This window comes from Amycolatopsis sp. NBC_00355, from assembly GCF_036104975.1.
In the GTDB taxonomy this organism is placed as follows: Bacteria; Actinomycetota; Actinomycetes; order Mycobacteriales; family Pseudonocardiaceae; genus Amycolatopsis.
On sequence record NZ_CP107982.1, the window covers coordinates 7,935,236 to 7,948,672 of the forward strand.

At 74.0% G+C, this 13,437-nt stretch carries 11 protein-coding genes; 9 read left to right on the forward strand and 2 right to left on the reverse strand.

Annotated elements, in window-relative coordinates:
* The first annotated feature begins 239 nt into the window (after nucleotides 1-239).
* From OHS18_RS36575 to OHS18_RS36600, 6 genes are read left to right on the forward strand one after another with little or no spacing between them, the layout of a single operon-like run.
* Nucleotides 240-1,412 carry a hypothetical protein gene (locus OHS18_RS36575; RefSeq protein ID WP_328613836.1) on the forward strand — a complete coding sequence of 391 codons (1,173 nt, stop codon included), beginning with the start codon at nucleotides 240-242 and terminating at the stop codon, nucleotides 1,410-1,412.
* The gene (locus tag OHS18_RS36580) at nucleotides 1,406-2,053 is read left to right on the forward strand and encodes a DUF4129 domain-containing protein (RefSeq protein ID WP_328613837.1); all 648 of its coding nucleotides are present in this window, start codon (nucleotides 1,406-1,408) and stop codon (nucleotides 2,051-2,053) included. The genes OHS18_RS36575 and OHS18_RS36580 overlap by 7 nt, the downstream gene beginning before the upstream one ends.
* A complete protein-coding gene (locus OHS18_RS36585) occupies nucleotides 2,050-3,189 on the forward strand; it encodes a DUF4350 domain-containing protein (RefSeq protein ID WP_328613838.1) in 1,140 nt (379 codons plus the stop codon). The genes OHS18_RS36580 and OHS18_RS36585 overlap by 4 nt, the downstream gene beginning before the upstream one ends.
* A complete protein-coding gene (locus tag OHS18_RS36590; RefSeq protein WP_328613839.1) occupies nucleotides 3,186-4,157 on the forward strand; it encodes an AAA family ATPase in 972 nt (323 codons plus the stop codon). The genes OHS18_RS36585 and OHS18_RS36590 overlap by 4 nt, the downstream gene beginning before the upstream one ends.
* A 1-nt stretch (nucleotide 4,158) precedes the next feature.
* Nucleotides 4,159-5,451 (forward strand): DUF58 domain-containing protein, encoded by a 1,293-nt coding sequence (locus tag OHS18_RS36595; RefSeq protein WP_328613840.1) that lies wholly within the window; start codon nucleotides 4,159-4,161, stop codon nucleotides 5,449-5,451.
* A 48-nt stretch (nucleotides 5,452-5,499) separates the two neighbouring features.
* A complete protein-coding gene (locus OHS18_RS36600; protein ID WP_328613841.1) occupies nucleotides 5,500-6,255 on the forward strand; it encodes an RICIN domain-containing protein in 756 nt (251 codons plus the stop codon).
* Here the strand turns inward: OHS18_RS36600 and OHS18_RS36605 are convergent.
* Entirely contained in the window at nucleotides 6,247-7,254 is a 1,008-nt protein-coding gene (locus OHS18_RS36605) for a stage II sporulation protein M (RefSeq protein ID WP_328613842.1), read from the reverse strand. The genes OHS18_RS36600 and OHS18_RS36605 overlap by 9 nt on opposite strands.
* Nucleotides 7,255-7,287: 33 nt before the next feature.
* On the opposite strand from OHS18_RS36605, the gene OHS18_RS36610 reads away from it, so the two are divergent.
* Complete coding sequence (locus OHS18_RS36610) at nucleotides 7,288-8,322, forward strand: RDD family protein (protein WP_328613843.1); 1,035 nt, start codon at nucleotides 7,288-7,290, stop codon at nucleotides 8,320-8,322.
* A 7-nt stretch (nucleotides 8,323-8,329) separates the two neighbouring features.
* Here the strand turns inward: OHS18_RS36610 and OHS18_RS36615 are convergent, their stop codons facing one another.
* Nucleotides 8,330-9,433, reverse strand: a complete 1,104-nt coding sequence (locus OHS18_RS36615) for a neutral zinc metallopeptidase (RefSeq protein ID WP_328613844.1) — start codon at nucleotides 9,431-9,433, stop codon at nucleotides 8,330-8,332.
* A 642-nt stretch (nucleotides 9,434-10,075) separates the two neighbouring features.
* Between OHS18_RS36615 and OHS18_RS36620 the strand changes: the two genes are divergently transcribed.
* Together OHS18_RS36620 and OHS18_RS36625 are read left to right on the forward strand one after the other, a co-directional pair.
* The gene (locus OHS18_RS36620; RefSeq protein WP_328613845.1) at nucleotides 10,076-11,809 is read left to right on the forward strand and encodes a DUF2207 family protein; all 1,734 of its coding nucleotides are present in this window, start codon (nucleotides 10,076-10,078) and stop codon (nucleotides 11,807-11,809) included.
* A gap of 2 nt (nucleotides 11,810-11,811) precedes the next feature.
* Nucleotides 11,812-13,434 carry a DUF2207 family protein gene (locus OHS18_RS36625; protein WP_328613846.1) on the forward strand — a complete coding sequence of 541 codons (1,623 nt, stop codon included), beginning with the start codon at nucleotides 11,812-11,814 and terminating at the stop codon, nucleotides 13,432-13,434.
* Nucleotides 13,435-13,437: the final 3 nt, after the last annotated feature.

Below are 13,437 nucleotides of genomic sequence, written 5' to 3' on the forward strand. Positions count from 1 at the left end.
GACGGTGCCGCTGGGCGGTACCTGGCCGTGGGGCGGTTGCGTCATCTAGGCAGTCCCGAAGGGTCTCGGTACGGACCGGGGGTACCCGATCCCGGCGTTCAGCCTACCGGGGGAACGGTGCCTCCCGCACCCGTCCGTGTGCGCACTGTCGCGGCGCATGGACGTCACCCCAGGTCTGGCCGGGTGCAACCCGCTCTGAGAGAGTGTCCGCAAGCAGGTACCGCAGGCGAGGGGCTTCGATGACAGAGACCGGTGGCGCGCCCGGCGAAGAGGGCGCCGACACGCCGACACCGAGCCGGGGCTTCGCCCAGGCTCCCGCTCCTGGATCGGGTGAGGCGAAGCCGCCGGAAGGTCACGATCAGTCACCACCGACGCCGCCGACCGGCTGGCAGGCCCCGGACCCGCGCGGTGCGCAGCCGCCGCCCGGGTGGCAGCAGCAGGCCCCGACGCCCTACGGCGGGCCGCCGCCGCAGTACCCGCAGTTCCCGCAGCAGCGCGCCTCCGGCCCGCACGGGCTGGGCAAACCCGGGGTGATCGCGCTGCGCCCGCTCAACATCGGCGACATCCTCGACGGCGCGATCACCGCGATCCGCCGCAACCCGCTGCTCATCCTGGGTGTCGGCGCGGTCCTGGCGGTGCTTTCGGCCGGGATCTCGTTCCTCGTGCAGAAGTACCTCTACGCCGACCTGGAGAAGCTGACCTCGGTCGCCGAGCTGGGCCCCGGCGCGACCGACTCGCAGGCGCAGGACGCGTTGTTCAGCGCGTTCGGCGACGTGTTCCTGCTGGTGCTGCCGTCGGCGGCGCTCACGACGTTGCTGACGACGCTGCTGAACGGCTTCCTGGCCGCTGTCATGGGCCGCGCCGCGCTCGGGCGCGAAGTGACCTTCTCGATCGCTTGGGCCGAGGTGCGGCCGCGGCTGCTGCCGCTGCTGGGCGTCGGGCTCGTCTACTCGGTGGTCGCGACGATCGGCTTGATGCTCTGCGTGGTCCCCGGTGTGGTCGCGTACGTGTTCTGGGCGCTGGCCAGCCCGGCGCTGATCCTCGAACGCGGCACGTTCAAGCAGGCGTTCTCCCGCTCGGTCAAGCTGGTCAGCCGCGCGTTCTGGCGCGTGCTCGGCATCCTGGCGCTGGCCTGGGTGATCCAGTACCTGTTCAACACCATCATCCAGCTGCCGTTCACCCTCGGCACCAGCGTGTTCCAGCAGGTGCTGAACCCGTCGGCGGCCCCGGTCGTGCCGGGCACCGGCGACCTGCTGCTGCAGGGCGTCGGCCAGATCGTCTCCGGCACCATCGCGATGCCGTTCGTCGCGCTGGTCACCGTGATCATCTACCTGGACCAGCGGATGCGCCGCGAAGGCATGGACATCGAGCTGGCCCGCGCCGCCGGGGTGACGCCGCCGCAGGCGTGGTGACGTTGCCGTTCCTGCCGAGGGACGTCCCGGTCGACATCGACCGGGACACCGCGCGCCGCGCCGCGCAGGAGGAGCTGACCGACCCGAAGTACCAGCAGGCGCGCCCGAGCGTGCTGCAGCAGGTCGCGCAGTGGCTCGGCGAGCAGCTGGAAAAGCTGCTGAACGGCCTGTCGTCGGTGGTCCCGGGCGGGATCTTCGGCCTGCTCCTGATCCTCGTGCTGCTGATCGTGCTGGTCGTCGTGATCCGGTTGCGCACCGGCAAGATCGCCCGCGCGGCCCGGGCCGACCGGCTGGTCTTCGACGGGAAGCGGCAGAGCGCCGACGATTACCGCCGCTCCGCCGCGGAGGCCGCGGCCGCCGGCCGCTACGACGACGCCGTCCGCGACCGCTTCCGCGCGCTCGTGCGGGCCTTGGAAGAACGCGCGTTGCTGGACGTGAGGTCGGGCCGGACGGCCGACGAAGCCGCCGCCGAGGCCGGGGTGCTGCTGCCGATCGTCGCGAGCGAGCTGCGGCAAGGCGCGCGCCTGTTCGACGACGTCCACTACGGCGGCCGCGAAGGCACCGAAGCCGCGTACCGCACGCTGACCGAGCTGGACGAACGCTGCCGCCGGGAACGGCCGGTGGTGATGGCGGCCTCGTGAGCACCTCGGTTTCGCCGGACGCGCGCCGGATCTGGCGCGGCTCCCGGATTCCCCTCGCCCTGCTCGCGCTGGTGGTCGCCGCCGCCGCGCTGCTGCTGCTCGGCCGCGGCGAGCAGACGCACGGCGCCCTCGAACCCGGCTCCTACGAACCCGGCGGCGCGCACGCGCTGGCGAAGCTGCTGGCCGGCCAGGGGGTCGACGTCCGGACCGCGCACACGATCGACGAAGCGGACGACGCGCTCGGCGAGAACACGACATTGCTGGTCACGCAGCCGGACCTGGTGCCGGCGAAGCGCTTCGACGCGCTGCGGCAGCGCGCCGCCGACGTCGTCCTCGTGACGCCGGGAGCGCCGACCCTCAAGGACTCCCTGCCGCTGGTCCGGCCGGTCGGCCAGAACGACGTCGGCACGCTCAGCCCGCAGTGCACGGTCGCCGCCGCGGTCGCGGCCGGCGACGCCACGCTCGGCGGGATCGGTTACGCCGCACCGGGTGCGCGCTCGTGCTACCCGGGTGCGGACGGCGGCGGCACGCTGCTGCAGCTCGCCGACACCGGCGGCACGACGACGTTGCTCGGCACCTCGGCGCCGCTGACCAACAGCCGGCTCGCCGACGACGGCAACGCGGCGCTGAGCCTGCGACTGCTCGGGCCGCACCCGAAGCTGGTCTGGTACCTGCCGTCGGCGACCGACCCGGCGCTGGACGACTCGCGGAAGTCGATCTTCGCGCTGATCCCCGACGGCTGGTACTTCGGCGCCGCGCAGGCGTTCATCGCGGTCGCGCTGCTGGCGCTGTGGCGGGCCCGGCGGCTCGGCCCGGTCGTCACCGAGCCGCTGCCGATCGTCGTGCGGGCGGCCGAAACGACCGAGGGGCGCGCCCGGCTGTACCGGCGCGCGAAGGCGGCGGACCACGCCGGCGAGACCCTGCGCGAAGCCGCGCGGTCCCGGTTGCGGACCACGCTGGGCCTGCCCCGCGACGCCGACGCGGCGGCGCTGGTGACGTCGGTGAGCGAGCGCGTCGGCCGGCCCGCGAACGACGTCGGCGCCGTGCTGTACGGGCCGCCGGTGACCGGCGATCCCGAGCTGGTCCGGCTGGCCGGCGAACTGGACAGGGTGGAACGAGAGGTGGAGCGAACTTGAGCAGCGGTACCGAAGGCACGACCGGGGCCCGCGACGCGCTGATCGCGCTGCGCGCGGAGGTCGCGAAGGCCGTCGTCGGCAACGACGCCGCCGTCACCGGGCTGATCCTGGCCCTGCTCTGCCGGGGGCACGTGCTGCTCGAAGGCGTCCCCGGCGTCGCGAAGACGCTGCTGGTGCGGGCGCTCGCGGCGTCGTTGAGCCTGGAGACGACGCGCGTGCAGTTCACGCCGGATCTGATGCCCGGCGACGTCACCGGCTCGATCGTCTACGACGCGCACAGCGGCGAGTTCTCCTTCCGCGAGGGCCCGGTGTTCACGAACCTGCTGCTCGCCGACGAGATCAACCGGACGCCGCCGAAGACGCAGTCCTCGCTGCTGGAGGCGATGGAGGAGCGGCAGGTCTCGCTCGACGGCAAGTCGCGGCCGCTGCCCGACCCGTTCATCGTGATCGCCACCCAGAACCCGGTGGAGTACGAGGGCACCTACCCGCTGCCGGAGGCGCAGCTGGACCGGTTCCTGCTGAAGCTGACCATGCCGACGCCCTCGCGCGAGGACGAGATCGGCATCCTCTGGCGGCACGCGCAGGGCTTCGACCCGCGCAACCTCGCGGCGGCGGGCCTTCTCGCGGTCGCGGGGGCGGCCGAACTGGCGACCGCCCGCGAAGCCGTCGCGAAGGTCACCATCGGACCCGAGGTGATCGGCTACGTCGTCGACCTCTGCCGGGCGACGCGGCAGCTGCCGTCGGTGCGGATCGGCGTTTCCCCCCGTGGCGCCACGGCGTTGCTGGCCGTGACGCGCGCTTGGGCGTGGCTCGCCGGGCGCGACTACGCGACCCCGGACGACGTCAAGGCGCTGGCCCGGCCGGCGCTGCGGCACCGCCTGGACGTCCGGCCCGAGGCCGAGCTCGAAGGCGTCACCGCGGACGGCGTGCTGGACCGGGTGCTCGCGTCCGTGCCCGTGCCGCGCTGACATGGCCGTCACCGGAAGGCTCGGGCTGCTGGCGCTCTTCGGCGCACTGGTGGTCGGGCTGCTCCTGCCGTCGCGGGCCGGCCTGCTGGCCGTCGGCGGGGTGCTGCTGGTGCTGGTCGTCGTGGACCTCCTGCTGGCCGGGAGCGTCCGGCCGCTGACGTTCGCGCGCTCCGGTGACACGTCGGTGCGGCTCGGGGAGCCGTGCGAGGTGACGCTGGTCGTGGCGAACCCGGGTGGCCGTGCGGTCCGCGGTCAGCTGCGCGACGCGTGGCCGCCGTCGGCGGGTGCCGCTGATCGGCACGTCCTGCGCGTTCCGGCGGGGGAGCGGCGGGCGTTGGTGACGGCGTTGCGTCCTTCGCGGCGCGGCGACCGGACGGCGGCGCGCGTGACGGTCCGGTCGGTCGGCCCGCTGGGGCTGGCCGCGCGGCAGGGGTCGCACGCGGTGCCGTGGACGGTCCGCGTGCTGCCGCCGTTCCACAGCCGCAAGCACCTGCCGTCGCGGCTCGCGCGGCTGCAGCAGCTCGACGGCCGCAACGCGGTGCTGATCCGCGGCCAGGGCACGGAGTTCGACTCGCTGCGCGAGTACGTGATCGGCGACGACGTCCGCTCCATCGACTGGCGCGCGACGGCGCGCGCGGCGGACGTCATGGTCCGGACGTGGCGCCCGGAGCGCGACCGGCACGTGGTGCTGGTGCTCGACACCGGCCGCGTCTCGGCGGGCCGGGTCGGCGACGCCCCGCGCCTGGACGCGGCGATGGACGCGGCGCTGCTGCTGGCCGCACTGGCGACCCGGGCCGGCGACCGCGTCGACCTGCTGGCCTACGACCGCCGCCTGCGCGCGGCGGTGCAGGGTTCCTCGGGTGCGGCGTTGCTGACGTCGCTGGTCAACGCCATGGCGCCGCTGGAGCCGTCCCTGATCGAGACGGACGCGCGCGGGATGGTCGCCGAGATCCTGCGGCGCACTCGACGTCGTGCACTGGTCGTGTTGTTGACGGGGTTGGACGCGGCGCCGCTGGAGGAGGGGCTGTTCCCGGTGCTGAGCTCGCTGACGTCGCGGCACGAGCTGGTGATCGCGTCGGTCGCGGACCCGCGGGTGGCGGAGATGTTGGCGGGGCGCGGGGACGCGGAAGCCGTGTACGACGCGGCGGCGGCGTCGCGGACGATGGCGGAGCGCAGCCGGGTGACGGAACGCCTGGCGCGCCGCGGGGTCAGCGTCGTCGACGCGGTCCCGGAGGAGCTGCCGCCCGCGCTGGCGGACCGCTACCTGGCCCTGAAAGCCGCCGGGCGGCTCTGATGGGTGACTCCGGTGGTGGACGTCCGTCCGGCCTGTTAAGCCCGGAGGATGCTCAAGTTCATGGCGGTGGCCCTGGCGATCACTTCGGCACCCGCGGCCGACGGCGCTCCCGTGTACCTGGCCGACGGCGGGGGCAAGCTCTCACTCGCGGTGGCCGACGGCAAGCCCGTGCTGGCTGACGCGGGAGACGCGAGTGCGAAGTGGACATATTCCGGTCAGCGCTTCACGAACGTCCAAAATGGACAGTGTCTTGCGGCGGCGAGCCCGGTCGACGGGGTCACGGTGAAGCTGGCGGCCTGTGACGCCAAGGATGAGCACCAGGCCTGGCGGCGCGTGGCCGGGCTGCCGGGCCTGGTCGAGATCGCGAACCTCGCCACGGCCCGGTGCCTCACCGCGGAAGGCGCCGTCGCGGGCGCGCGGCTGTACCAGGAAGTCTGCTCCCTGACCGGAATCCCGAACACCTGGGCCGCGGGCGGGCGCACCCTCGCCATCCTGTCCGGCAACGGCCAGCGCCTCGCGACGAAGGACCCGGGCGCACCGTTCGTGGTCCGCGTGATCGGCGAAAACGGCCAGCCGGCGGCCGACGTCCCGGTGACGTTCTTCGTCCGCGCGGCCCGCCCGAAGAACCTCCTGGTCTTCGAAGGGGGCGCGGAAACGGTGACCGTCAAGACGGGCGCGGACGGTTCCGCGTCGAGCCCGAAGCTGACGTTGACGGAGGTGGGCGAGTTCGAGGCCCGGTTCGTCGGCACCGCCGGGCTGGACGACGGATCGTCGATCGCCTTCGAGGGTTCGTGCTTATGCTGACTCGGGGAGCGCGTCCCCGATGTCCCGCGCGTCGAGGTCGCCGACCTCGCCTTCGCGGGCCGCGCGGCGGCCGAGGGTGAAGACGTAGACCAGGAACGCCACCTCGGCCAGGACGCCGATCCCGACGCGAATCCACGTCGGCCAGCCCGACGGCGTCACGAACGCCTCGATGACCCCCGACACGAACAGCACGCACGCCAGCCCGAGCGCCATCACCACGACCGAACGGCCCTGCTCGCCCAGCGCGGCCGTGCGGGAGCGGCGGCCGGGGTCGATCACCGTCCAGCCGAGCCGGAGGCCCGTGCCCGCCGCGACGAACACCGCCGTCAGCTCCAGCAGGCCGTGGGGCAGCAGCAGGCCGATCATCACGTCGGCGCGGCCCGCGGCGCTCATCGCGCCGATGATCAGGCCGGCGTTGAGCGCGTTCAGCCAGAGCGCGCCGATCACCGGCAGGCCCAGCGCGATGCCGAGGAACAGGCAGGTCGCCGCCACCCAGGCGTTGTTCGTCCAGACGCGCGCGGCGAACGACGTCGCCGGCCCCGTCGAGTAGTAGCTCTCGGCGTCGCCGCCGGGTTTGGTCAGCTGGTCGAGCTCGTCCGGTGACGCGATCGACGCGCGCACGTGCGGGTCGCCCGAAACCCACACGGCGATCACCACCATCACCGCGATCGACGCCAGCGCGGCCGGGATCCACCAGCGCCGCGACAGGTAGACGGCGGCGGGGAAACGGTGCGTGAAGAACAGCGCGACCTCGCGCCACGCCGGGTTGTGCGACCCCGAGATCGCGCTGCGGCCCCGTGCTACCAGCCCGGACAGCCGCCCGATCAGCGCCGGGTCGGGCGCGGTCGACCGGACGATCGACAGGTGCGTCGCCGTCCGCTGGTAGAGCGTCACCAGCTCGTCGGCTTCGGCGCCGGTGAGCTTGCCGCCGCGACGGCTCAGCTCGCCGAGCCGGTGCCACTCCGCCGAGTGCGCCACCACGAAGACGTCCACATCCACCCGGCCACCCTATCCGTCGTTACCCTGGGCCTCGTGCACGAGGAATCCGAGCTGGTCACCGGCGAAGCCGTCGTCCTGGACCTGCGCGTCGCCAAGCTCGCCAGCCGCGCCCTGGCCATGGCGCTCGACGTCGTCGTGCAGTTCGCGCTCCTGCTCGGCGCGATCTTCGTGATGACGCTGACCGTCCCGGCCGACGACGGCTCGCTCGCGCTGACCCTCTTCCTCGTGTTCCTGGTGCTGGTGATGGTCGGTTACCCGGTGCTGTTCGAGACGCTCTCGCGGGGCCGGTCGCTGGGCAAGATGGCGCTGGGGCTGCGGGTCGTGCGCGTCGACGGCGGCCCGATCCGCTTCCGCCACGCCCTGACCCGCGGGCTCGCCGGCTTCGTCGTCGACTTCTGGACGCTCGGGCTGTTCGGCGCGGTGGCCGTGATCGTGTCGCTGTGCTCCTCCGACGGCCGCCGCGTCGGCGACTTCCTGGCCGGGACGCTCGTGGTGCGCGAACGCGTCCCGGAAAGCGCCGGCTACCCGGCGATCGGCATGCCGCCGGGCCTCGAGGGCTGGGCGTCGCAGCTCGACCTGACCCGGCTGCCGGACGACCTCGCGCTGGCGAGCCGCCAGTTCCTCGCGCGCTTCAACGAGCTGCGCCCGGAGGCGTCGCACGCGCTCGGCTGGGGGCTCGCGCAGCAGGTCGGCAACGCCCTGGGCGCGGCGGTGCCGCCCGGGGTGCCGCCGTGGGCGTTCCTCGCGGCGGTGCTGGCGGAACGGCGCAACCGCGACCACGCCAAGGCCTTCCAGGCCTACGCGGCGGCGCAGGCCCAGCAGGCGCAAGCGTTTGCGGCGCAGGGGTATCCGGCGCAGCCGCACGCCTACCCGGCGCAGGCGTATGCGGCGCCGGCTTATCCCGGGCAGCCGGCGTCGCAGCCCTTCCCGGCGCAGCCGAACGCTGCGTCGTCGCAGCCCTTCCCGGCGCAGGCGGCCGCACCCGAATACGGGGGCTCCTCCGAGCCGACCCCGCCGCGCGGAACCCCGGTGGTGCCCGCCGAGAACCCGTTCACCCCGCCGAGCTGACCCGGCGTCACGAGACGTCGCCGCCGGACGCGGTCCACGTGTTGCACTGCTGGCTGCGGTTGGTCGTCGCGCCGTGCTGCCACCAGGAGATGTTGTGCTTGGCGCTGCCGTGGTCGCGTTTGCCGTTGCGGGCGTAGTCGTCGCCGCGGTCCTGGGCGTTCCAGGCCTCGTTGTAGATGTTCTTGTCGACCGAGCCACCCGAGACCGACGCCGAGCCCAGGAACATCCCCGAGAAGCACTGCGCCTCGAGCTCCATGCGCCGGGACAGCTCCAGGCCGACCGCCGAGTCGGCGCCCGCGTCGTAGCGCTGCTCGCCGTACGCGTCGGAGATGCCGGCCATGTTCTGCACGTGGTGGCCGTATTCGTGGGCGAGGATCGACAGGTACGGGCCGGGGTGGTTGCCCCACGTCTCGATCTCGATGCGGTCCATCGGCATGTAGATCGTGTTGTTCGACGGGCAGTAGAACGGCGTGACGCCGGTGGTCGTGCCGCCGCTGCCGCACGGCGTCGACGACTCCGAGAGCGACCGCGGCACCGACAGGTTCGGCGTCCGGAACGGCAGCTCGGCGCCGCCGAGGGCCTTCGACCACATCGCGTCGAGGCAGGCGATGCCGGACTGGAAGAACTTCGTGACGCTGTTCTGGTCGGTCGCCCAGCGGCTCAGCGTGCACGGGACGTTCTGCAGCCCGAAGTTCGGGCTCCCGAACAGCGGGTTGTCGCCGGTGGCCGCGACCGAGTGCGGGCCGGCCGGCGTCTGGGACGTCGGCGTTTCGCGCCCGGACGTGCGGGTCTGGCGCGTGGTCGTCTCTTCGGTGGACGACGTCCTGGCCGTGGTTTCGTCGCTGGTGGTCTCGGAGTAGGTCTCGGTCGGGTAGGTGCTGGAGTAGCCGGCGTCGGCGACGTGCCGCGAGTGCCCGCCGGTCAGCGCGACGGCCGCGATCAGCCCGCCGACGACGGCCACGATCCCGATGATCGCCACGGCCACGATCACGCCGGCGTTCGACTTCTTCGCGACGTAGGGCCGGTACCCGGGCGCGAACCGCGGCCCGAACGCCATCGCGGGCGGCGGTCCGGCGTGACCCGGGGTGAAGACGGGCGCGGGCGCCGTCACGGGCGGCGGCAGCGGCGCCCCGGCGGGCGGCGGGGGACGGAACTGCGGGCCGGTCGGCGGACCGCCGAAGCCGCCGGGACGCGGATAGGGCCCGGACGGCGGACCCGGCGCGGGGAACCCCTGGGTGCCCTGCGGACCCTGGACCCCCGGCTGGCCCTGCGGCGGCCCGCCGGACTGGTGCGGCGGTGGTCCCTGCGGACCGCGCGAACCCGGCGGCGGGCCACCGGGCGACTGCGGATTCCGCGGTGCGTGCGGGTTCTGCGGCGGCGAACCGGCAGGCCCCTGCGGTCCGGCGGGTCCCTGCTCCGGCTGACCTTGCGGCCCGGTCGGCCCCTGCCCGGGCGGCTGGCCCTGCGGACCCTGACCCGGCCGGCCCTGCGGACCCCGCCCCGGCTGGCCCGGCTGACCCGGCTGGCCCGGCAACGGCCGGTTCCCGGGCGGCGGCAACGGCCGCGCCCCCGGTGGCGGCAACGGCGGCCGGCCCGGAGGCGGCACCGGACGTCGCGGGTCGTGCGGACCCTGCGGCGGTTGGGACATCTGTGTGGAACCCCCCGTGGACTCACCCCGTCGGAACCGGCGTACCTGCGCTGATCTCGCCGTTCCGGCCGTCAGCATAGATCCAGTGCTCTAGGGTGTGGTGCTGTGTTGAGGAAACTGGGGCTCGTCGTCGCGGCGGGTGTGCTGGCCGCCGCCGGGCCCGCGGCCGCCGCCGACGGGCCGACCGGGCCGACAGCGGGGCCGCCCCTGCCCGCGCAGCCGAGCGAGCAGGTCAAGAAGCCGCAGCTGCTCGGCAGTGAGGTCCCGGGTGTCCAGGCCCCGGACGGCGCGACCGCCGACGTCGCGCTCAAGCTCCTGCGCGACGGCTCCCTCTCCGTCACCGAGAAGGTCACCGTCCCCGGCGGGCAGCAGCTCGTTTCCCGCGTCCCGCTGCGGGTTTCGGCCGGTGACGACCAGGACCGCGTCTTCGCCGTCCGCGACGTCAAGACCGAGGGCGCGGCCACCAGCCAGGCGACCGGCGACCAGCTCGTCCTCACCTTCACCGGCGGCAGCTCCACCGTGACCTACCTGGTCGACGGCGTCGTTGCCGACCAGAACGGCCGGCAGCAGGCGCGCTGGCAGGCCGCGAGTGGCTTCGACGGCCCGCTGGCCAAGCTCACCGCGTCGTTCATCGCGCCGTCGCCGGAGCTGTCCCCTGTGGACTGTTTCGCCGGCCCGATCGGCTCCAGCCGGCGCTGCACGCTCAGCGAGCTCGACCACACCGGCGTCGTGCGCCTGGAACAGAACGACGTCCAGCCGGGCGACCGCGTCGACCTGCTGGTCGGCCTGCCCGCGAACACCACGCCGGCCACCGCGAAGTTCGCCGACATCGGCCTGCTCGCCAACGCCTTCGCCCTGACGCCGCTGACCGGCGTCGTCTTCGCCGTCCTCCTGGTGCTGCTCGTCGCCGCCGCGGTCTTCGTGGTGCGCCGCCGCAAGCAGGACGCGGGTGCGCTCACCGCCGCCGCCGGGCCGGTCGAGGTGCTGCTGCGCGACGGCGAGCGCGTCTACTTCGCCTCCCCGGACGGCGTGCTGCCCGGGCAGGTCGGCACGGTGATCGACGAGACCGTCGACGTCGTCGACATCAGCGCCACCGTGGTCGACCTGGCCGTCCGCAACTACCTGTGGCTCGCGGAAGTACCGGGGCCCGACTGGCAGCTCGCCCGCCGCAACCCGCCCGACGAGCACCTGCACGACTTCGAGCGCGCGGTCTACGAAACGCTCCTGCCGGCGGGCACCGACGCCGTGCTCGTGTCGCAGCTGCGCGCCCGCGGCGGCCTCGACCTGCGCCGGATCAGCGACGCGATGTACGCCGACGTCGTCACCAAGCGCTGGTTCTCCCGTCGCCCGGACACCGCGCGCGGCCGCCTGACCTGGCTCGGCGCCGGGATCTTCGCGCTCGGCCTGGTCGTCACGGCGATCCTCACGTTCACCGCCGGGTACGCGCTGCTCGGGGTCGCGGTCGCGCTCGCCGGGCTCGGTGTCGCCGCCGCGGCCGTGCTGCTGCCGTCGCGCACCGCGCGCGGCCGGGTGCTCGTCGGCCAGGTCCGCGGCCTGCTGCACTACCTGCACCACGCCAAGGCCGAGGACATCCCGCCGGGCGACCGCGAGATGGTGTTCTCCCGGTCGCTGCCGTACGCGGTGGTGCTGGGCGACACCGAACGCTGGCTGGGCGCCTTCGCCGCGCTGAACCCGGCGTCGGACGGCACGGCCGGCCTCTACTGGTACGGCGGCATGGAGGCCGACAGCGACCTGCGCCGCTTCGGCGCGCACTTCCCGTCGTTCCTGACCGCGCTCGACGGACTGCTCACCGAGTCCGGCCGCGCCACGTCGCGCTGACCGTGCGCGGCCGGGTCGTCACCGCGGCGGCGCTGACGCTCTTCCTGGCCGTCGCCGGGCCCGCGGCCGCGCAGGACCAGCCACCGCCGCCCGCGTTGCCGCAGAGCGCCGAGATCCAGCTCAAGGTGGAGCGTGACGGCGCGCTTTCGGTCGCCGAGGCGGTGTCGGTCCCCAACGGCGTCACGATGGACCGCCGGGTCCCGCTGCGGGTCCCGGCGCCGCACCACCGCGACCGCGTCTACGGCGTGCGCGACGTCGTCCTCGAAGGCAGCGGCACGGCGTCGGTCGACAACGACGCCTTCGCGATCCACCTGACGTCCGGCACCTCGACCGTCCGGTACACAGTGGACGGTGCGGTCGACGGCAACCGCGTCACCTGGGAGCTCGCCGGCGGCTGGAGCACCGAGCTGAAGTTCCTCCGCGCGTCCTTCGCGGCGCCCGAGATCCCGACGGCGGTCGACTGCCGGGCGGGACCGGCCGATTCGGACTTCCCGTGCGGCGCCGCGCAGATCGACCACGCCGGGCTGACCCGGTTCAGCCAGCAGAACCTCCTCGCGGGCCAGCGGATGACGGCGACCGTCGAGCTGCCCGCGGGCACCGTCCCGGCGAACGCACGGCTGGTTCCCGCCAAGACGCTCGCGGGCGCGTTCGTCCTCACCGCCCCGGTCGGCTGGGCCTGGGCGGGCTTCGGCGCGCTGCTGCTGGCCGCGGTCGTACTCGTGTGGCTCGCGCGACGCCGTGACGCCGAACCGGGGGAGCCGCCGAAGGTCGAGCTGATCACCGCGAACGGCGAATTCGCGTCACCGGAAGGCGTGCTGCCGGGCCACGTCGGCCTGCTGCTGCACGGCCGCACCGGCGCGGCGGACATCGCCGCGACCGTGCTCGACCTCGCCGTCCGCAACTACATCTGGGTGAGCGCCGAGGACGGCGGCTGGCGGCTGAGCCGGCGCAACCCGCCCGACGAGCACCTGACCTCCTTCGAGCGTGCGGTGTTCGCGGCCGTCCTGCCGGAAGACCCGGTGACGCTTGCCGAACTGCGGCGGCGGCACGTCGTTATCGCACCGGACGGGCTGTATGCCGACGTCGTCCGCCGCGGCTGGCTCGCGGCGCGGCCCCGGAGGCTCGGCCGCGCCGGCGTCCGGGTGGTCTTCTACGGCGTGTTCCTGACCGTCCTGCTGGCACTGACCGCCGGATACGCCCAGCTCGGCGTGATCCTCGCGCTGGCCGGAGCGGCCGCCGCGGTGGTGTCGGCGGCGCTGCCCGCGCGTCGCCGCGCGGGCACCGACGTCGCACGGCGGCTTCGCGGCGTCGCCGAAGAGCTGGGTTCGGTGTGGGTGAAGGACCTCGGCAAGCCGCAGCGGGAACTGGTGTTCTCACGCGGTCTGCCGTACGCGTCAGCTCTGGGCGAACTGAGCGCCTGGGTGGCCGCTTTCGACGGTCTCGAGCACCCGCCGCCGGTCTACTGGCACTCCGGCGGAATCGGCCCTGACCAGGCCGGATCCTTCGCGACGGCCCTCGCAGGCACGTTCGCCGGCGCCCGCCGCGGGCACCTGCTGGATCTTGTGGGTCCGGACGGCGGTTCTCACCCGCCAGCCGGGAAGCCAGGGACCGCCGAGCCGTCGTAGGGT

Excerpts from the sequence above, each read along its gene's own strand:
- OHS18_RS36600 (WP_328613841.1), top strand. The coding sequence starts at position 5,500 with ATGCTCAAGTTCATGGCGGTGGCCCTGGCGATCACTTCGGCACCCGCG.
- OHS18_RS36575 (WP_328613836.1), top strand. The coding sequence starts at position 240 with ATGACAGAGACCGGTGGCGCGCCCGGCGAAGAGGGCGCCGACACGCCG.
- OHS18_RS36595 (WP_328613840.1), top strand. The coding sequence starts at position 4,159 with ATGGCCGTCACCGGAAGGCTCGGGCTGCTGGCGCTCTTCGGCGCACTG.